Raw genomic sequence first — 17,953 nt, 5'->3', positions numbered from 1 at the left:
CGGAGCATCAGTCGGCTCGTTTGATCCAGCGGAAGCAGCGGGGTTTCAGTCACACCCTCAGGATACCGACCGATCCTGGGGCATCTGGGCAGCCTCGTGTCCTGAGCTTGCCCAGAGCAGTTGAGTCGCATACGAACGCCATGGGCGCCAAGCCTCACCCCGTGCTGCCAGCGCTCGCGGTTGGTCGGGTAAGCCCGCGCCTTTCGCGGCCACCAGCACACCTAAATCGGCGTGCGGGAAGGCGTCCGGATAGCCCAAGCCACGCAGCGCGATCATCTCGACCGTCCACGGGCCCACCCCTTTCAGCGAGTGCAATTGGGCCCGGGTTTCTTCGATCGGAGCGGCAGGATCAATCACTAGTGACCCGTCGGCCAACGCGGTCGCCAGGCGGCGCACAGTCTCTCGCCTGGTGCGCGGCATACCGGGGAAGTTGTCATCACTGAGCTCGGCGACACAGCCCGGACTCGGAAACAACCTGCCTGGCGCCTCCGGCACGGCTGCCAGCAGTTCGGCCCGCACCGATTGCCCGCAGGCATCGACAAACTTTCGCGCCATCGTTGCTGCCGCTTTGGTGGAGACCTGCTGCCCAAACACCACCCTTAGCGCCATCTCTGCCGGATCTACTGTCCCGGGCAGTCGAACGCCGGGGTGCTGTGTCACGAGGGCTGCAAGGTCAGGGTCAGCACCGAGTCGCTCGTCGATGGCCGGTGAGTCGGCATCCAGATCAAGCCAGCGCCGCACGGTTGGCTCCACCAGGCTCAGGTCGCCACCTTCGGCAAACCAGCCCCGTACGAGTAAGGGGTAGCCCGGTGTGATGTGCAGAATCGCCTGGCCCCGGCCCAGTTGCAAAGCGCGCATCAAGCCGCCATCAATCCACCGCTCCACACCGGGGACCAGCGTGGCAGCGAAGTGGCCAAAGAGGCTGGGCGCGTGCAGCGGATGCTCGTAGGCCAGCTCCCAATGCCGCTGTGTGATCGCCACTAAGAAACGCGAGCAGCCGTCTCGGCCCGCCGCTTCACCTCATGGAGCAACGACCCAGCCAACACGACTCCGAGCACGGGGAGCACGAAGATCACCATGGTGCTGGTGAAGCCTTCCAGCGCGTCGTGGTGAGTAGCGGCCAAGACGACGTATGCGGTGTAGGCAACGTAGAGCGCCACAAACACCAGGCCCTCCCAGCGCACGATCCAAGCCCCGGTGAACGCCACGATGAAGAGCCCCCCGACCGTGGCAACCATGACTGGCACGTCAAAGGCGCCCACCGACGCGGGCACGTCGAGACCACCGGGAGCCAGCAACGATGGCAAACCCAGGACCAGACCAATGTTGGCCAGACAACTGCCGACGACGTTGCCGACCGCGAGATCGGTCTGACCACGGATGGCAGCAATTGCAGAGGCGGCCAACTCTGGCATCGAGGTGCCGATCGCCACGACGGTCAGTCCAATCACCAATCCACTGACGCCAAGGGCCGAAGCAATGCTGGCCGCTCCATCGACTAGAAGTTGCGAGCCCACCACCAGCAGAGCAACGCCCAACAACACAAACCCGGCGGCGATCGGCATCTTCATTGTCTTGGTGTCGGCCTCTTGTGAGGGGTCCGCTGGCTTTGCCCTGCTCGCGCGGATGCTCATGGCGATGTAGGCAATCCAGACGCCCAGCAACAGCATGCCCTCGACAGTGCCGATCCTGCCATTGTTGGCAAAGAGCAACAGGGCCAGGGTCAACACCAGCAAGGCCGGCAGGTCGAGTTTGAGCATTTGACGCCGCACCAGCAGCGGTGTGATGACGGCGCAAACACCCAAGATCAGCAGAACGTTTGCAATGTTTGATCCCACGACATTGCCAATCGCCAGATCAGTTTCGCCACTGAGCACTGCGCCGGTGGTAACCGCCAACTCGGGGGCCGAGGTTGCCACCGAGACGACTGTGAGCCCAACAATCAACGGGGAGAGGCCGGTCTTGATCGCGAGCGCCGAAGCACCCCGCACCAAGACTTCTCCCCCGCCGACCAACATCACGAGGCCGACAAGAACAAAGACACCATCAAGAATCACTGCCTCAGTGTAGGTGGGCGCCAAGCAGGCGCGGTGAGAGGATGCCCAGGTGGCAGGCTCCCCAGACTCAGTGCCGTGGCATGACGCCTGGCACGCCGCGCTTTACGGCTCTCAAGGCTTCTATCGTCGCCCCGAGGGCCCCGCTGGTCACTTCACAACTTCAGCCGTCGGCATCCCCCACGCGACGCCGATCTTGGCTCAAGCGCTGATTAACCTCGCGGACCGCCACCACCTGAGCACCATCGTCGATTTTGCTGCTGGTGGAGGCGCGTTGATCGCCGCCATCGCTGCCCACGACTCGAGCAAGCACTGTGTTGCCGTCGATATCACCGAGCGCCCCACTTCACTACCAGCCAATATTGGATGGTGGCGAGCAGATGGTGGCGCCATGCTGCCGTCGGAATGGGAGGGACTGCACGATTGCCTTGTTGTTGCGCACGAGTGGCTCGATGTGGTGCCCTGCCCGGTGGCCCAGCGCGACCAGGACGGCTCCTGGCGACTCGTCCTCGTCAATAGCGCTGGGGCTGAATCGCTCGGCGGACTAGTCACGGGCGCCAACCTGGACTGGCTAACTGAGTGGGTCTCCTCAGCGGTCGAGCGCGCAGAAGTCGGTTCTGCCCGCGACCAGGCTTGGGACGGGCTCTGCGCTGGCATCAGCAATGGGCTTGCCGTGTCCATCGACTACGGCCATGAGTATGCCGAGCGTCCAGTGGGTGGGACGCTCATCGGTTTTCACTGCGGCCGGGCGGTCACTCCTGCTCGATGGCAGCACCGACATCACCGCGCATGTGGCTGTCGACTCCCTCGCTGCGGACGTTCGATCGCAGCAACGTGACATGTTGGCTGACCTCTTGCCCACGATGGCTCCCCCGAGTCACGCCCTGGCGAGCACCCAGCCAGCGGCATACCTGCAGGGTCTGGCGACCCACGGCGCCTGGACAACCTTGCGCGCGGCTGACGGCCTGGGCGAGTTTTGGTGGGTTCAGCGACGCCTGGGGCGATAACGTGGCAGTGTGACCGGCGCTGAGATTCCCCAACGGACGCTCGATGTCACGATGGGCGCGGCCGGGCTGAGCACCACCGAAATGGTCCTCAACATCGGCCCGCAACACCCAGCGACCCACGGCGTGCTGCGCATCAAGATCACCGCCGACGGCGAGCGGATTCGTGCCGCTGAGCCGATCGTTGGCTATATGCACCGGGGTGCCGAAAAGCTCTTTGAGGTGCGCGACTACCGGCAGATCATGATGCTGGCCAACCGGCACGACTGGCTCTCCGCCTTTAGCAATGAGATCGGCGTCGCGCTGAGCGCTGAGTCGTTGATGGACATTGAGGTGCCCGAGCGTGCCACCTGGGCCAGGACCCTGCTCTCCGAGCTCAACCGGGTGCTCAATCACCTGATGTTTCTGGGCTCCTACCCACTCGAACTTGGCGCGATCACGCCGATCTTTTATGCGTTCCGCGAGCGCGAGCAGTTGCAAACCGTGATGGAAGAAATCTCCGGCGGCCGTATGCACTACATGATCGCGCAGATAGGTGGCCTGCGGCATGACCTTCCGCCGGGCTGGCTGGATCGTGTCGACGATGCCGTGGCACAGGTGCGGGGGCGACTTCCAGATCTGGAATCGCTGTTGGTCAGCAATGAGATCTTGCGTGCTCGCACCGTTGGCGTTGGCGTCTTGAGCAAAGACACGGCGCGGGCGTATGGCGTCAGCGGGCCAATCGCTCGGGCTAGCGGTGTAGATCTGGACTTGCGCCGAGATGAGCCCTATCTGGCCTATGGCGAACTCTTTGCCCCTGGCGGCCCCGGACGTGTCGTGACGCGCACAGCGGGGGATGCTCATGCCCGACTCGAAGTGCTGCTGGAGCAGGTGCAGGTGAGTCTGGATCTAGTCACTGCCTGCACGGAAAAGCTGCGCTCGCTGCCCGAGGGGCCGATCAACGTGCGACTGCCCAAGATCGTCAAGGTGCCCGCTGGCAGTCACTACTTCGCCACCGAGAATCCTCTGGGTTTCAACGGCTACTACCTCGTCAGTCGCGGCGAGAAAGTGCCCTGGCGGCTCAAACTTCGCTCTGCTTCGTTTAACAATGTGCAGGTCCTGACTGAGTTGCTGCCAGGCACGGTCGTGGCCGACATGGTCGCGATATTGGGCTCGATGTTCTTCGTCGTTGGGGATGTCGATAAGTAGGTCTCGCATCTGATTGACTGCGAGAGCATGGTCTATCGCTCAGCCTCGCTCTAAGAAGCGGAGCCTGGGGTCGTCGTCGTCATCATCTGGCGGCACCCGGCACCACTCTTGGGCGACGAAGCCACTGACGCTGACGGCCAGGGCCGCCAGAGCAGCCAGGCCCGCCCGCAGGATCAACATCTGCACCGAAGGCACGTCGACGTTCGCCAGGTGCAAAGCGATGTAGGAGAGATAGAGGCCAACCAACGTGGCTCCGCCGAGCGCGGCCGCTTGGGCTGCCACCAACGAACCTCGCGCGCGCTGCGGCGTCGGCATCGTGGTGGCCTTGCCCTTGGTGTAGCCACGGATCTGCCAACCGCTGTAGAGCACCAGGACAGCTAAGAGCAGCAGCGGCACAACACTGATCCAGGGCACCACCGGCAACTCGATGCTGGTGCGTGCCCAGCGCATACCGAGTCCACCCAAGACGAGTGCGGCGAAGCCGATCAGCAGCGCACCGCGGATGGTGATGGCGGAGTCTTCGGGCTCTTCGTTGCTCATCGGAGCTCCGGCTTGGCAAGGCCCGGACGCCGTCGGCATCAGCCTGCTCGGCCAACTCAGCCACTGGCACCACAGCCTCACCGACGCGCAGCGCAGCGGCTGGGTCAACGTCGAGCCAGGGGATCAGCACAAAGCCACGCTCGTGGGCGCGAGGATGGGGCAAAGTCAGGCTGGGATCGTCACTGACCAGGTCGTTGCCGGTCAGCGGATCGCCGTGCTGAATAAGGTCGAGGTCTAGAGTGCGGGCACCCCACCGGACTTCCCGAGTGCGGCCAAACTCTGCCTCAATAGCGTGCAACCGGGCCAGGAGGTTTGCCGCAGTCAAGCTGGTGTGGGCTGTGGCCACCGCGTTGACGTAGTCAGGCTGCTCGGGCCGCCCACGGGGTCAGTGCTGAACAATCCCGAAGCCCGCACACCCCATACCCCCGTATGCGGCGCAGGTGCTGGACCGCGCGCACCACTGCCTTCCTCGGGTCTTCGAGGTTGGCGCCCAGCGCGATCACGACGGGCACGTCGCGTCGACGCGTGAGGGCCACGGCAACATCGGTGAAGGGGACGCCGACTGGCGCTTGCGGCTTGTGCACGGTGACCGCGATCGACTGCACCAGGGTTGGGCTGCCAGCACTTGATCGCCGATCTTGCCAGCGACGGCCTCGATCAGGTCAAATGAGGGGCCCTCGATGACCTGAACAGCGACCGCAGCCACTTCGGCATAGTTCACGGTGTGGCTGAGGTCGTCGGTGGCAGCTGCACTACTCAGATCGACGTCGAGATCAATGTCGACGATGAAGTCCTGTCCCTGCTCCTTTTCGAAGTCAAGGACACCGTGATGGCCGTAGGCCTTCACCCCGCGCAGCCAGATCGCGTCAACCACTGTTTGTCATCTCCCAAACGGCAAGGGTGTTTTGAGTGGCCGGGACATCGTGCACGCGCACGGCCCAGGCCCGGCTTGCGCGGCCAGCAGGCTCGTTGCTGCCGTCGCGATGTCGCGCGCGTTGGTTGCCGACGGCGCGGCGTCCGGGTCGAGATCTGCACCGGGTCGGCTAGGCAATTGGCCCAAGAACCGCTTGCGGGACGTCCCCACCAAAACGCGGAGGCCCAGCGCGGTGATCTGCGGCAGACCAGCCAACAGCGTCCAGTTGTGCTCAGCGTCTTTAGCGAAACCAAACCCAGGGTCCAGGATGATCTGTTCGCGCTGGACCCCAGCAGTGGTTAAGGCCTCGACTCGCGACTGCAGGGCAGCCAGGACCTCATCGACAATGTTGTCGTAGTGAGCCAGATCGTTCATCACATCTGAGTGGCCGCGCCAATGCATCGCCACAAAAGGCAACTGACGCTCGGCTATCAGCGCAGGCATCTGCGGGTCAGCCAGTCCACCTGACACATCGTTGACCAGGGTGGCGCCCGCATCGATGCAGCGACGAGCAACGTCGGACTTCATCGTGTCAATCGACACAGTGACGCCTTCTTGGGCCAGCCCAGCGACGACCGGCAGCACCCGGTTTAACTCTTCTGCAGGCTCGACTCGTCCCGCACCTGGCCGAGTCGATTCACCGCCCACGTCCACAAACCGCGCCCCTTGGCTGACCAGTTCGAGACCATGCGCAACGGCGGCATCCGGGTCAATCCAGTCGCCGCCATCGCTAAAGGAGTCAGGAGTGACGTTCACGATGCCCATAATCTGCGTGGGCTCGCGAGTCGCCGACACTAGATCACCGCCGCGGGGCAAGGATGAGGCTCATCGCCTCGGCGCGAGTGGCCGTGTCCCGCAATTGGCCACGCACTGCCGAGGTCAAGGTGCGCGCCCTGGCCTTGCGAATGCCGCGCATCGACATACACAGGTGCTCTGCCTCGACCACGACGATGACACCCTTGGGGTCCAACTCTGCCTCAATTGCGTCGGCGATCTCGGTGGTGAGCCGCTCTTGGACTTGAGGGCGGCGGGCAAAGATATCGACGAGGCGTGCGAGCTTGAGAGCCCGGTCACTTTGCCATCATCGCCAGGGATGTAGCCCACGTGCGCGACGCCGTGGAAAGGCACCAGGTGGTGCTCGCACACGCTGTACAACTCGATGTCTTTAACCAAGACCATTTCGTCGTGATCCACGTCAAAGTGGTGCTCAAAACCTTTGATGGGTCTTTGGAAAGACCAGCAAAGATCTCAGCGTATGCGCGCCCCACGCGGGCGGGAGTGTCCTGCAAGCCATCTCGGTCCGGGTCTTCACCAATGGCGAAGAGGATCTCGCGGACCGCAGCCTCGATGCGAGGCTGATCGAAGTCAGGCTTGTCCGAACTCATTCGTGCCACCCTCGCTGGTGTTCTGCCATGACGTGGAGGGCATGCCCTCCGAGACCTGGTGGCCATTGGACTGTGCGCGCACCTCTGCGGGCGTCAAAACCGGTCCGCGTTCATGCACGGTGCGGGCATCGTTGGACAGCCAGATCGGACGACGAGGACGCTTGATGACATCAGCAAACATGACCGCCAACTCTTCGGCGTTTAATGTCTCCTTTTCCATCAACTCCAGCACCAACTTGTCGAGCAAGTCACGGTTGTCGTTGAGTGCGTGCCAGGCCTCGTCGTGAGCGGCCTCAATGAACCTACGCACCTCTTGGTCAACCAGGCTTGCGAGGTTTTCGGAGTATTCGCGCTCGTGACCCATGTCGCGGCCCAAAAGACTTCACCCGATCCTGAGCCCAACTTGATGGCGCCGACGCGCTCACTCATGCCGTATTCGGTGACCATCTTGCGGGCCATCCCAGTGGCCTTTTCGATGTCGTTCGAGGCGCCGGTGGTCGGGTCGTGAAAGATGATCTCTTCGGCGACGCGGCCACCCAGGGCGTAGGCCAACTGGTCAAGCAACTCGTTACGCGTCGTGGAGTACTTGTCATCCAGTGGCAACACCATGGTGTAGCCCAATGCGCGGCCCCGCGGCAGGATCGTGATCTTGCTGACCGGGTCAGTGTTGTTCATGGCCGCAGCCACCAGTGCGTGTCCACCCTCGTGGTAGGCGGTGACCTTGCGTTCCTTTTCGCTCATCACTCGGGTCCGCTTCTGCGGGCCCGCAATGCTGCGGTCGATGGCCTCATCAAGGTGCTTGTCCGTGATGATCTTGGCGTCTTGACGGGCAGCCAGCAAGGCAGCCTCGTTTAGCACGTTGGCCAGGTCAGCACCGGAGAAGCCAGGCGTGCGGCGAGCGACGGTTGCGAGGTCAACATCGTCAGCAACCGGCTTGCCCTTGGCGTGCACCTGCAAAATGTGCAAGCGGCCCTCCATGCCGGGCGCTTCAACAGCGATCTGGCGGTCAAAACGACCTGGACGCAGCAAAGCCGGGTCAAGAATGTCGGGGCGGTTTGTCGCAGCAATCAAGATGACGTTGGTGGTGGAGTCGAAGCCGTCCATCTCAACCAGCAACTGGTTCAGTGTCTGCTCACGCTCATCGTGCCCACCGCCGAGGCCAGCGCCACGGTGACGACCAACAGCGTCGATCTCGTCAACAAAGATGATGGCCGGTGAGTTTTCCTTGGCCTGCTCAAACAGGTCACGCACACGGGAGGCACCGACACCAACGAACATCTCAACGAAGTCAGAACCGGAGATGCTGTAGAACGGCACGCCGGCTTCACCTGCGACAGCGCGAGCGAGCAGAGTTTTACCTGTCCCGGGAGGGCCGTAGAGCAAGACACCCTTGGGGATCTTGGCGCCGACATCCTGGAATTTACGAGGCGCAGCCAGGAAGTCCTTGATCTCGGCGAGCTCTTCGACAGCCTCATCGCTACCGGCGACGTCGGCAAACGTCACCTTGGGTCGGTCAGGCGCTGCCAACTTGGCCTTCGACTTGCCGAACTGCATGACGCCACGGCCGCCACCCTGCATACGCGTCATCAAGAAGAGGAAGAGACCCAAGATCAGCAGTAGTGGGACAACGGTGATCAGCAAGGAAACGAACCAGTTTTGCTGAGCCGGGTCGTCGTTGACGCCATCGGCCGGCACGTTGTCGCTCAGCGCGGTAACAACACTCTCGCCACGCGACTCGACGTAGAAGGCCTGCACCTTTTCAGTGGCGTCGCTGCCATCATTCGGGCTATAGGCACTGGTCAGCGTCAAGTCGACCCGGTTGGGGGTCACCTCAGCCGAAGCAACGTCACCATCGTTGATCAGTGTCATCACTTCGGAGGTGTCAACGCGGGTGTATTCACTCGGCTGCAGCACTGTGAACCAGAGGAAGCCCAGGCCCACGATCAAGACGATCCAGACCCAGGGCTTAGTGCGCGGCTGCTTCTTCTTTTGCTCATTCGCTCTCGGGGCAGGGCCCCGCTCCTTTTGCTCGAAATGACAGGGGAAGTCTCCTGTCGTCAACGTGTCGCAGCGTCCTAGTGTTCCAGAGGATCACTCATACATGTGCGGGGCGAGAATGCCGATGACCCGCAGGTTGCGGTATGCCTCGGCAAAGTCCAGGCCGTAGCCCACGACAAACTCGTTTTCAATGTCGAAACCGACGTACTTAACATCGATCTCGACCTTGGCTGCTTCGGGCTTGCGCAGCAGGGTGCAAATCTCGACGGACGCGGGGTTGCGGGACAAGAGGTTGGTGCGGATCCAGCTCAGGGTCAGGCCAGAGTCGATGATGTCTTCGACGATCAGGACGTGCCGTCCACCGATGTCAGTGTCAAGGTCCTTCAGGATGCGCACCACACCGGAGGACTTGGTGCCCGAGCCATACGAAGAGACCGCCATCCAGTCCATCTCTGCCGATCCCGGCAGCGATCGCATCAGGTCCGCCATCACGACGACGGCGCCCTTCAGGACGCCAACAAGCAAGACGTTCTTGTCTGCATAGTCTGCCCAGATGTCTTGGCCCAACTCTTTGAGGCGTCCCTGAATCTCATCCTCGGTCAGGAGAACCCGCTCGAGGTCGGCTCCCATGTGCTGTGCGTCCATGACTACTCCAAAGCTGTGAGCGATTGCAGGGGTGGCGTGGTGCGTGAGCGAAAGAACACGCTCGGGTCACGAGGTTAAGGGGCTTCCAGCCACACAGCAGAGTGCTTGCGCTGCGCTTGGACGCCTCCAGGCAGATTGATGGGTCCTTGACCATGCCAGTCAACCAGCAACCGGTCGATTTCGCCCAAATGGGTCGAGGTCAACGCTCCCGGTGCGCTGCCGATCGCATGGGCAGCTCGCTGCCAACACCGTATCCTGACGGCAGCCGGGAGGGCCAGCAGGTCTGTGACATCCCAGGGCTGCTCCCCCAACTCTGCGTATGCCGTCTCGGCCCACCCGTCCAACGCTTCAGTGTCGGTGCGCAGCAACGAGGCGCTACGCGCCAGCGCCGCGCTGATGCCGGGGCCAAGCTGAGCGTCCAACGTGACGATCGCTTCGCGTGCCCGCACTCGGGCGAATCGTTGGTCGGCGTTGTGCGGGTCTTGCCACGCGGTGATGCCCAGGTCGTCGCAGCACTGCACCGTTATGGACTTGGGGACAGACAACAGCGGTCGCAGCAACTGCGGGCCGGCTGGGTCATCGGGCATGAGATTCCGTGCAGCTGGCATTCCAGCTAGTGCGTTGGCCCCGGATCCGCGGGCCAGACCGAGCAGCACACTCTCGGCTTGATCGTCTTGGGTGTGGCCAACCAACACTGCCGATGCCCCGATGTCTGCGGCATAGCGAGCCAACGCCGCATACCTCGCGGCCCGAGCATCGGCTTCAACCCGGCTTCGGTGAGCTCGACGGTGACGGACGCGATGTGCGTCTGCTCGATGCCAAGGTCAACACATTGACGCGCAGCCTGTTGCACAACCTGGGCCGAGCCATCTTGTAAGCCATGGTCAACGATCAGTGCAAAAGCTTGACCAGGACCTCTCGACATTTCGTGGGCTACGCCCGCTGCGAGCGCCAACGAGTCGGCTCCGCCGCTGCAGGCAACGACAACCCTTTGATCGCGCACACCTGCGTCTGCGAGCGCCTGTCGCACCGCGAGGCGCACTGCTGCGACAGCCGCAGGCGGACCAACCACGCTACCCGTGGACCCGGCGCACCCAGGCTGCCGGATCACTGATTTCGCTGGGGAGCGGAAGGGTCTGCGGTGATGTCCAGATGGTGTTGAAGTCGTCGCGGCCAATCTGGTCGACGACGGCACGCACAAAGACGGCACCGTCGCGGTATTGCTTCATCTTGGCGTCGAGGCCTAGCAAGCGCCGCAAGATGACGTCGATGCTGCCGGCGCCCTTGCGTCGCTCATTGAACCGTTTGCGGATCTGGTCAACGCTGGGGATCACGGCCGGGCCAACTTCGTCCATTACGACATCAGCGTGCCCTTCGAGCAGCGACATGATGGCGGTGACCTTGGCGATTTGCTCGCGTTGCTCGTCATCGGCCAACAACGTGGTGATGTCGACTTCACCGCGAATGACGCCCGGCAACCCTTGGGCAAAGGCTTAACTTTTGCGCGGTGTCTGCGCCGCCGACCATGCCTTGCCCGAGGCTTTGCGCGCTCTCGATGAGGTGCTCGCGCAACCAGGGGACGGCGGTGAATTGCACTCGGTGAGTTTCTTCGTGCAGGCACACCCAGAGGCGGAAGTCACTCGGGTTGACCTCCAACTCGCGCTCAGCCGACAAGATGTTGGGCGCCACGAGCAACAAGCGAGGCGTGCCTTGCGGTGCTAGGTCGTATTGACCCAAGACCTTGGTGCTGACAAAGGCGAAGAGGCCAGCGACTTCACCCCCGGTCACCACCCCGACTCGGTTGGCTAAATCGCTCGGTGCGCCGAGGTCTTTGCCTGACTCCAGGCGCTTGTCGCGCTCACGGTCGACCGCCGCGTCGAGGACGGCCCCAGCATGCCGCGCGCTGACTCAACATTGGCTGAGATCCAGCCCGCACGGTCGACGACCAGCGGTGGCGCTGCACCTGGCGGCGCTTGCAGGCCGCTGGTTTCGGCAACGGGGTCGATCGCCAACTGTGTTGCTCGCCGCAACTCCGACACCACGTCCTTGACCTGCACCCGTGATGCTTTGGGCCGGCCGGCACCATTTTGTGGCAGCGGATGCAGCAAAACTCCAGTTGACGTAGTCACGCCCAGCGATGGCAGTCATGTCTCCAACGTAACCCGGCTCAACAACCGCAATCGGCGACGTCGGCCAAAATCGAGTCAATCTGAGCCCGCGCATTGAGGAAGTCGCCACCGATGCCTACATCGTTATCGGTCAGCGCGAACGCCAGCAGCCGACCATCATCGGTGACGATGTAGCCAGCCAGTGCTGTCACCTCTGGCAGCGATCCCGTCTTGGCTCGGATGACGCCTTTGCCCTCAGTGGCTGCATCGGTCAAGAAGCGGTCAAAGAGGGTGCCGTTGAGGCCAGCAATCGGCAACTCATCCAGTGCGTCCTGGAAGGCGGGGTGCTGCCCACTTGCCCCGTGAACGAGCAGATCGCCGAGAACTCGCACGGGGATGGTGGTGCCATCCGACAGGCCAGAAGTGTCGGACAACTGCACACCGGTGGTGTCGACGCCATAGACGTCTTTGATTTGGCTGGTGACCCACGCGTTGACGGACTCTTGCTCGCCTGACTCACCTGCCCTGACGGTGGCCTGCCGGGCCAGTTGCTCGAGCATCGCGTTATCGCTGGTGCGTAGGCCAACACCCAACACCTCGGCAAGTGGCGCCGACTCAACCATCGCGATTTGGCCAGCATCACCCGGGGCTTCGGCGCGCTCGATATCGCCTGAGACGACATCGACCCCTTCGTCGCTCAGCGTCTGCACGAACGCTTCGGCCACAACCATCGCGGGATCTCGTGGGGATGGGTCAAACGGCAGGGCACGATCGTCAGCAAAACCCAGCATGGTGATGCGCCCAGCAAAGCCGTTGGTGACCCAATAGTCAGTCCACGCTGGGACGGTCGATGCGCCAGAGGCATACGAGGTGTCTAGTGAGATCGTGATGGGGCCAGCAATGCCCTGCATCTCAAGGGCCGCAGCCGTCTGCCTGGCTAGATCGGTGATGCCAGCGTGCCCCACGACGTTGTTGGCGTTGCCGTTGCCCGCGCTCAGGAGCATGTCTCCGCCAGCGACCAACGCGATCGTCGCGCTGGGGGACGCGGTTGCTGTCGCGCTCTCAGAGTCACCGCCAGCACCCTCTTGAGGCACCAAGACAACAGACGTCTTTAGCGTCTCCAGCGGATCGAATTGCGTCACGACAGCGGCAGCGGTCAGCAACTTGGTCGTCGAAGCAGGTGTCAGTGATTTGTTGGCGCGGATGTCATAGAGGGCCTCGCCGCTCTCGACATCGCGGATCGTCAGGGCTCGGTCGCTCACGTCGCCGAGCGCATCGTCACTCCACCCGGCGGACACGATTGGCTCTAGCGCTAAGGGATCGACTGCAGTGCCCTCGGTCAACGCTGCGAGGCCTGGCTCAGCCACCGGCTCAGTCACCGTAGGGCGAATGGCAGCCTGTGCCGCTAAGACGTCGCCGTCACCCTCGACGTTGGTCTGCGCAACTGCCATTGGGGCACAAAGCACGCCGGCCGCGAGGGCAGCCAAGGCGACGCCCGGCATACCCCGTCTCCCCCGTGCCATCTGGCCTCCTGATGAATTGTCCTCGTCGATCTGGCAACCACTCTAGGCGCGGGCCCGACAGAGGGCGAAGTGTGAGATTCTGCTGGGAAACGTTTGACTGTCAGCATCCACTCATGAAGGGACCAAGTCTCTATGTTCTTCGACGTCACGGTAGAAATCCCGCGGGGAAGCCGTAACAAGTACGAGGTTGACCACGAGACCGGTCGCATCCGCCTCGACCGTCTCCTCTTCACGCCCATGCACTACCCGGCCGACTACGGCTACATCGAAGACACCTTGGGCGAAGACGGCGACCCGTTGGACGCCTTGGTCCTGCTCGATGAGCCGACTGTCCCCGGCTGCGTGGTGTCGGCCCGTCCGGTGGCGATCTTCCACATGACCGACGAGGCCGGGGGCGACGACAAGCTGGTGTGTCCCCAACGACCCGCGCAAGGAGCACGTGCAGGACGTTGCTGACCTGGGCGAGTTTGCCAAGCAGGAGATCCAGCACTTCTTTGAGCGCTACAAGGACTTGGAGCCGGGCAAGGAAGTCACCGGTGCCGATTGGGGCGGCCGCGAGGCAGCTGAGAAGGTCTACAACGAAGCAGTTGTGCGCGCCAAGGAAAACGGCGTCAGCACCCTTCGCTGGGACGGCCCCACGCACTGAACTGCACCTTAAGCACAGTCAACGACCGCCATACCTCATGAGATCTGGCGGTCGTTGACGTTTAAACGTCACGTTTGGGTCACGGAAAGAGAAAGTCGTGAAACCTGCGGAACGATGATCACGTCCACACAGCATCAGCCCCTGACGGGGGAAAGAGATTCAGGAGCGCACATCATGAGTTACGGAAATGCCAATTACGGCCAAGTGTCGGGGCGCCTCTCCAAGGGCGTGTGGCTGCTGATCACTTTGGCGTTGATCTTCTCGCTGGTGATTATCGGCGGAGCGATCGCTGCGGTGCAGGTGCTTTCCGGCGGCGGCGACAAACCGTCCTCTGCACTGCCACAGGAGAGCATCGGTTACCTCGAGCTTGACCTCGACCCTAGCGCGAGCCAAAAGTTGTCGGCGCTGAGCTTTATCTCCGAGATCGACGTCGAAGAGCTCGACGACATGAAGAACGGCGACGGGTTCGGGTCGTTGATCAACGAGGGTTTCGCTAGCGACCCCGAGTTGGCTGGCATGACATACGAAGAAGACGTTGAGCCGTGGCTGGGGCAGCGTGCGGGCGTCTCAGGTCTGATGGTCGACGGTGAGCCCGAGCCAATCCCCGTCCTAGCCGTGCAGGTGACGGATGAGGATGCAGCACGCGAGTTCCTCGAGTCACCCGGAGTCGCGGATGAGTCGAGCGAGTTCACCTTCACCGGCGACTACCTCGTCATGACCGACGCTGGTCACCTGTCATCCTACGAAGCTGCCATGGACGAGGGCAGCCTCGATGACAACGAAAAGTTCAACGAGGCCATGTCCGAGTTGGGCGATCAGGGGATCTTGACGGTGTGGGGTGACTACGCCGCACTCAGCGAGCTCGAAGATGCACAGGTCGCTATGGACGACTTCGGTGTCGAAGAAGACTTCGGCCTTGAGGATGACATGGCCAACGCCTACGGACTGAGCCCCGAAGACTACGCGGATGCCAGCGCAGCCATGACGATTCGTTTCGGCGATGACTACTTGGAGATGTACGGCGTCACGGTTGGCGTTGACAGCCCCGTTGACTTGAGCGGCGACTCCGCGCACTTGATCGGCGATCTGCCAGATGACACCTCCTTTGCCTTGGGCGTCGAGAACGGTGACGTGCTGGCCAACCACGCCTGGGACCAGTTCGCCACATCCTTCCCGGACGAGGCACAGTCCCTGGTTGACGAAGCTGCTTACGAAGGCTTCGAACTGCCCGGCGACATCGCCACCGTCTTTGGCAACAGCATGACGATTAGCGGTGGGCCGGGCGTTGGCACCCAGATCGAAGAGATGGCCAACTACGGCACTTCAGGCACCGTCGACATGGGCTACCAGGCCGACACCGACGTCGAGCGTCTTAACGAACTGTGGTTCGCCTTGACCGCTGGTCAGGACGTCTCGCCTGTTGTGGTCGGTGACGACGGCAACGTCTGGCGGATGACTGGTGGCCAGTCCTACCTGGACCAGCTGACTGATGGCGGTTCGTTGACTGGCAGCGATGTCTTCCAGACGGCGGTCCCCGAAGCGGACGACGCCCAGTTCGTCGCCTTCGTGAACCTCGACGACTTTGAGTCGATGTACCTGGATGAGATGCCCGCTGAAGGTCGCTCGGCAGTGGAGTCCATTGCCGCAGCCGGCATAACGAGCCAGTTGAGCGAGGACGGCAACGGCTCGTTCAGCCTGCGGATTGTCGCGAACAACTAGTCACTAGCGGTATGAGAGGTGCCCCGGTCTCTCATAAGGCCGGGGCACAACTGCGAATAAGGCGGGCGCTATTCGCAGTCAGCGCAGATAAGTGCAAACAACGCAGGCCCTATTGGGCGAGCTGGCGTGGTTAGACCTGGCCGGCTGTCCATCGCACCCATCGCGATCGCTGACGCTCCGCACAAAACGGGCTCTAGGGGGCTAACCTTCCTGGTGTGGCTGCTGATTGGGAATCGCTTTGGGGTCCGCACATGGGTGGCTGGGCCCGGTTCATGGCCTACGCGACTACCTGTGTTGGGGTGCTGATGGTGGCGTCGGCGTTCTTCCCAGGCCGCGGCTGGTGGGCGGTGGTAGGGGTCTTCTGGCTTTTGTTCGGTGGTCTTTCGTTCTGGCGTGCGCATCACCCAACTAGTTCTAAGCGGCATTGATGTTGCGCTGACCGTGCTGTTGCGCTGACCGCTTACAGCAGAAATGCCCCCGACGTGTGTCGAGGGCATGATCTGAGCCACCTGTCGGAGTCGAACCGACGACCTATTCATTACGAGTGAATCGCTCTACCGACTGAGCTAAGGCGGCGTGGCCACTGAGGCCTCAAAGAGAATACGTCATCGGGCCCGACTGTTGCGAATCGGCGGGCCCGATGACGACCTCAGCAGGTCAGTCCGTCTTCGGGGACCACATCGTCAATCAGGAATCCGTCGATGGCGTCATCGATGCAGGAGTTGGACCGGCCATAAGCCGTGTGGCCTTCACCTTCATAGGTCAGCAAGACACCGGAGTCGAGGGTGTCGGCCAGCTTGACTGCCCAGTCATACGGCGTGGCCGGGTCGCCGGTGGTGCCAACGACCAAGATCGGGGCGCACCTGCGGCCGAGTAATCATCGATCGTCTCGACTGCCGTCTCGGGCCAGATGCCACAGGCACCTTCGCCGTTGAGGTACTTACCAAACACCGGAGCAACCTCGTCGAACTGTGGCTGCATCTCCTCGGCGGTCGGCGCACCCTCAGGCGATGGGCGGTCTAAGCAGTTCACTGCGTAGATCGCCTGGCCGCTGTTGCCGCTGTAGACACCCTCAGCGTTGCGGTCGGCGTAGAAGTTGGCGAGGTACATCAACGACGAACCGTCACCGTCCTGAGCGGACTGCAGAGCCTGAGTCAGCAGCGGCCAGGCTCCTCGTCATACATCGCAACGATGATTCCCAGCAGTGCCCAACCCTCGGTCAGCTCGGTCACGCTGTCGCCAGAGACCGGGAGGGGTTTTCATCGACTTCAGCAAGGAAGTCGACCAGGTTCTGCATACCGGCATCCACGTCGTCACCCAGCGGGCAGTCGCCGGAGTCGATGCAGTCCTGCACGTAGGCACGTGTCGACTCTTCGAAACCACCAGCCTGACCCAAGCTGACCTCTTGGTCACTCAAGGTCGGGTCGAGTGCACCATCGAGCACGAACTGGCCCACGTTTTCTGGGAACAGCGAGGCGTAGGTAGCGCCGAGGTAGGTGCCGTAGGAGGCACCCAAATAATCAAGGTCCTCTTCACCCAAAGCTGCGCGCAACACATCCATGTCGCGAGCGGCTTCAACGGTGGAGACGTGACCCAACAACTCTGGCGCGGCGGCCTCGCATGCCTCGACAAACTCTTCGTTCAGGGCATCGGCCTCGGCTTCTTCGGCAGCGTCATCGGGGCTGGGGTCGCTGCCATAGAAGTCATCCATCTGCTCATCGTCAAAGCACATGATCGGCGCTGAGCGAGCAACTCCGCGTGGGTCGAAGCCCACCACGTCGTAGACCTCGCGCACATCGGTGGAAAACGCCAACGGCGCAGCCTGGGCATACTCAACGCCTGAGCCACCGGGACCGCCGGGGTTCACCACCAGGCTGCCCTGCTTGTCACCGCCAGCAGCAACGCGCAGCAATGCCAACTCGATGGAGCCATCCTCGGGAGCCTGATAGTCAATGGGGACCTCAAGAGTCGCGCATTCACCGCCATCGCACTCGTCCCATGCCAGAGACTGGTCGTAGAACGTCTCCAAGCCCTCGGGGACAGCAGAGGTCAACTCGCTCGGCGCGGCGGACTGGCTCGAGGACTCACTCGTTCCCTCAGCCGACGTCACCTCGCCTTCATCCGTGCAGGCGGCCAACACCGTCAACGCCCCCACCATTGCGGTCGCGGCGACAAACCTGCCGCTTCGACCCTTCACCTTTGACGTTGCGCGCACAGCACTCCTCTCCCG

Annotated in this window: 21 protein-coding genes, 1 tRNA gene and 4 pseudogenes; 7 read left to right on the top strand and 19 right to left on the bottom strand. The window is 62.5% G+C overall.

Going from position 1 to position 17,953, the window contains the following annotated elements:
- Window positions 1–57: 57 nt before the first annotated feature.
- Complete coding sequence (locus tag L0A91_RS15710; RefSeq protein WP_235245249.1) at window positions 58–981, bottom strand: DNA-3-methyladenine glycosylase; 924 nt, start codon at window positions 979–981, stop codon at window positions 58–60.
- Window positions 981–2,081, bottom strand: a complete 1,101-nt coding sequence (locus tag L0A91_RS15705; protein WP_235245248.1) for a calcium/sodium antiporter — start codon at window positions 2,079–2,081, stop codon at window positions 981–983. The genes L0A91_RS15710 and L0A91_RS15705 overlap by 1 nt, the downstream gene beginning before the upstream one ends.
- 25 nt (window positions 2,082–2,106) lie before the next feature.
- Between L0A91_RS15705 and L0A91_RS15700 the strand changes: the two genes are divergently transcribed.
- Genes L0A91_RS15700 through L0A91_RS15690 form a run of 3 tightly spaced genes read left to right on the top strand, consistent with a single transcriptional unit; the run spans window position 2,107 to window position 4,246 of the window.
- On the top strand, window positions 2,107–2,892 hold the full coding sequence (locus tag L0A91_RS15700; protein ID WP_235245247.1) for an SAM-dependent methyltransferase: 786 nt from the start codon (window positions 2,107–2,109) through the stop codon (window positions 2,890–2,892).
- Between the two features lies 1 nt (window position 2,893).
- Window positions 2,894–3,061 carry a hypothetical protein gene (locus tag L0A91_RS15695; protein WP_235245246.1) on the top strand — a complete coding sequence of 56 codons (168 nt, stop codon included), beginning with the start codon at window positions 2,894–2,896 and terminating at the stop codon, window positions 3,059–3,061.
- Window positions 3,062–3,112: 51 nt separating this feature from the next.
- Window positions 3,113–4,246 (top strand): NADH-quinone oxidoreductase subunit D, encoded by a 1,134-nt coding sequence (locus tag L0A91_RS15690; protein ID WP_235246655.1) that lies wholly within the window; start codon window positions 3,113–3,115, stop codon window positions 4,244–4,246.
- 39 nt (window positions 4,247–4,285) lie between these two features.
- Here L0A91_RS15690 and L0A91_RS15685 read toward each other — a convergent pair whose 3' ends face one another.
- The gene (locus L0A91_RS15685) at window positions 4,286–4,786 is read right to left on the bottom strand and encodes a DUF3180 family protein (RefSeq protein ID WP_235245245.1); all 501 of its coding nucleotides are present in this window, start codon (window positions 4,784–4,786) and stop codon (window positions 4,286–4,288) included.
- Here L0A91_RS15685 and L0A91_RS15680 point away from each other — a divergent pair.
- Complete coding sequence (locus tag L0A91_RS15680) at window positions 4,779–5,024, top strand: hypothetical protein (RefSeq protein WP_235245244.1); 246 nt, start codon at window positions 4,779–4,781, stop codon at window positions 5,022–5,024. The two genes, L0A91_RS15685 and L0A91_RS15680, sit on opposite strands and share 8 nt — an antisense overlap.
- Here the strand turns inward: L0A91_RS15680 and L0A91_RS15675 are convergent.
- The 12 genes and pseudogenes from L0A91_RS15675 to L0A91_RS15630 form a co-directional block, all read right to left on the bottom strand.
- Window positions 4,947–5,132 (bottom strand): annotated as a pseudogene (locus L0A91_RS15675) (2-amino-4-hydroxy-6-hydroxymethyldihydropteridine diphosphokinase); the annotation flags it as partial. The gene L0A91_RS15680 and the pseudogene L0A91_RS15675 overlap by 78 nt on opposite strands.
- A gap of 13 nt (window positions 5,133–5,145) precedes the next feature.
- On the bottom strand, window positions 5,146–5,289 hold the full coding sequence (locus L0A91_RS15670; protein WP_235245243.1) for a hypothetical protein: 144 nt from the start codon (window positions 5,287–5,289) through the stop codon (window positions 5,146–5,148).
- Window positions 5,286–5,660, bottom strand: coding sequence for a dihydroneopterin aldolase (gene folB / locus L0A91_RS15665; protein WP_235245242.1), 375 nt, complete (start codon window positions 5,658–5,660; stop codon window positions 5,286–5,288). Before folB ends, L0A91_RS15670 begins: the two co-directional genes overlap by 4 nt.
- Window positions 5,661–5,666: 6 nt before the next feature.
- Entirely contained in the window at window positions 5,667–6,494 is an 828-nt protein-coding gene (gene folP / locus L0A91_RS15660) for a dihydropteroate synthase (RefSeq protein WP_235245241.1), read from the bottom strand.
- Window positions 6,495–6,498: 4 nt separating this feature from the next.
- Window positions 6,499–7,084: pseudogene (folE, locus tag L0A91_RS15655) on the bottom strand (GTP cyclohydrolase I FolE).
- Window positions 7,065–9,037 (bottom strand): annotated as a pseudogene (gene ftsH, locus L0A91_RS15650) (ATP-dependent zinc metalloprotease FtsH). Before ftsH ends, folE begins: the two co-directional pseudogenes overlap by 20 nt.
- Window positions 9,038–9,175: 138 nt before the next feature.
- A complete protein-coding gene (gene hpt, locus L0A91_RS15645) occupies window positions 9,176–9,727 on the bottom strand; it encodes a hypoxanthine phosphoribosyltransferase (protein ID WP_235245240.1) in 552 nt (183 codons plus the stop codon).
- A 74-nt stretch (window positions 9,728–9,801) separates the two neighbouring features.
- Window positions 9,802–10,730: pseudogene (gene tilS / locus L0A91_RS15640) on the bottom strand (tRNA lysidine(34) synthetase TilS).
- A gap of 70 nt (window positions 10,731–10,800) precedes the next feature.
- On the bottom strand, window positions 10,801–11,205 hold the full coding sequence (locus tag L0A91_RS17790; RefSeq protein ID WP_260115247.1) for a zinc-dependent metalloprotease: 405 nt from the start codon (window positions 11,203–11,205) through the stop codon (window positions 10,801–10,803).
- Window positions 11,183–11,515 carry a zinc-dependent metalloprotease gene (locus tag L0A91_RS17785; RefSeq protein WP_260115246.1) on the bottom strand — a complete coding sequence of 111 codons (333 nt, stop codon included), beginning with the start codon at window positions 11,513–11,515 and terminating at the stop codon, window positions 11,183–11,185. The genes L0A91_RS17790 and L0A91_RS17785 overlap by 23 nt, the downstream gene beginning before the upstream one ends.
- Window positions 11,516–11,532: 17 nt before the next feature.
- Entirely contained in the window at window positions 11,533–11,856 is a 324-nt protein-coding gene (locus tag L0A91_RS17780) for a zinc-dependent metalloprotease (protein WP_260115245.1), read from the bottom strand.
- Window positions 11,857–11,894: 38 nt separating this feature from the next.
- Window positions 11,895–13,337: a D-alanyl-D-alanine carboxypeptidase/D-alanyl-D-alanine-endopeptidase gene (locus tag L0A91_RS15630; protein ID WP_235245239.1), complete on the bottom strand. Its 1,443-nt coding sequence runs from the start codon at window positions 13,335–13,337 to the stop codon at window positions 11,895–11,897.
- Window positions 13,338–13,490: 153 nt separating this feature from the next.
- Here L0A91_RS15630 and L0A91_RS20150 point away from each other — a divergent pair, with 153 nt between their 5' ends.
- The 3 genes from L0A91_RS20150 (at window position 13,491) to L0A91_RS15620 (ending at window position 15,723) form a co-directional block, all read left to right on the top strand.
- On the top strand, window positions 13,491–13,814 hold the full coding sequence (locus tag L0A91_RS20150; RefSeq protein ID WP_397333754.1) for an inorganic diphosphatase: 324 nt from the start codon (window positions 13,491–13,493) through the stop codon (window positions 13,812–13,814).
- Window positions 13,798–14,004, top strand: a complete 207-nt coding sequence (locus L0A91_RS20145) for an inorganic diphosphatase (RefSeq protein ID WP_397333753.1) — start codon at window positions 13,798–13,800, stop codon at window positions 14,002–14,004. Before L0A91_RS20150 ends, L0A91_RS20145 begins: the two co-directional genes overlap by 17 nt.
- Window positions 14,005–14,178: 174 nt before the next feature.
- The gene (locus L0A91_RS15620) at window positions 14,179–15,723 is read left to right on the top strand and encodes a DUF3352 domain-containing protein (protein WP_235245238.1); all 1,545 of its coding nucleotides are present in this window, start codon (window positions 14,179–14,181) and stop codon (window positions 15,721–15,723) included.
- A gap of 503 nt (window positions 15,724–16,226) precedes the next feature.
- Here L0A91_RS15620 and L0A91_RS15615 read toward each other — a convergent pair.
- The 4 genes from L0A91_RS15615 to L0A91_RS15600 all read right to left on the bottom strand — a co-directional run bounded on the left by L0A91_RS15615 (window position 16,227) and on the right by L0A91_RS15600 (window position 17,938).
- Window positions 16,227–16,299: transfer RNA gene (locus L0A91_RS15615), tRNA-Thr, on the bottom strand.
- A 73-nt stretch (window positions 16,300–16,372) separates the two neighbouring features.
- Window positions 16,373–16,573: an alpha/beta hydrolase gene (locus L0A91_RS15610; RefSeq protein ID WP_235245237.1), complete on the bottom strand. Its 201-nt coding sequence runs from the start codon at window positions 16,571–16,573 to the stop codon at window positions 16,373–16,375.
- Window positions 16,486–16,836 (bottom strand): hypothetical protein, encoded by a 351-nt coding sequence (locus L0A91_RS15605; RefSeq protein ID WP_235246693.1) that lies wholly within the window; start codon window positions 16,834–16,836, stop codon window positions 16,486–16,488. Before L0A91_RS15605 ends, L0A91_RS15610 begins: the two co-directional genes overlap by 88 nt.
- Before the next feature lie 115 nt (window positions 16,837–16,951).
- Entirely contained in the window at window positions 16,952–17,938 is a 987-nt protein-coding gene (locus L0A91_RS15600) for an alpha/beta fold hydrolase (protein ID WP_235245236.1), read from the bottom strand.
- Window positions 17,939–17,953: the final 15 nt, after the last annotated feature.

It is taken from the genome of Ornithinimicrobium sp. INDO-MA30-4, from assembly GCF_021535045.1.
In the GTDB taxonomy this organism is placed as follows: domain Bacteria; phylum Actinomycetota; class Actinomycetes; order Actinomycetales; family Dermatophilaceae; genus Ornithinicoccus.
Note: the sequence above shows the minus strand (reverse complement) of the source record. Positions and strands in the feature narration are given on the sequence as shown.

Coding starts and splice junctions, on each gene's coding strand:
- L0A91_RS15695 (WP_235245246.1), top strand. CDS start 2,894: ATGTTGGCTGACCTCTTGCCCACGATGGCTCCCCCGAGTCACGCCCTG.
- L0A91_RS15690 (WP_235246655.1), top strand. CDS start 3,113: ATGGGCGCGGCCGGGCTGAGCACCACCGAAATGGTCCTCAACATCGGC.
- L0A91_RS15685 (WP_235245245.1), bottom strand. CDS start 4,786: ATGAGCAACGAAGAGCCCGAAGACTCCGCCATCACCATCCGCGGTGCG.
- hpt (WP_235245240.1), bottom strand. CDS start 9,727: ATGGACGCACAGCACATGGGAGCCGACCTCGAGCGGGTTCTCCTGACC.
- L0A91_RS15630 (WP_235245239.1), bottom strand. CDS start 13,337: ATGCCGGGCGTCGCCTTGGCTGCCCTCGCGGCCGGCGTGCTTTGTGCC.
- L0A91_RS20150 (WP_397333754.1), top strand. CDS start 13,491: ATGTTCTTCGACGTCACGGTAGAAATCCCGCGGGGAAGCCGTAACAAG.
- L0A91_RS15620 (WP_235245238.1), top strand. CDS start 14,179: ATGAGTTACGGAAATGCCAATTACGGCCAAGTGTCGGGGCGCCTCTCC.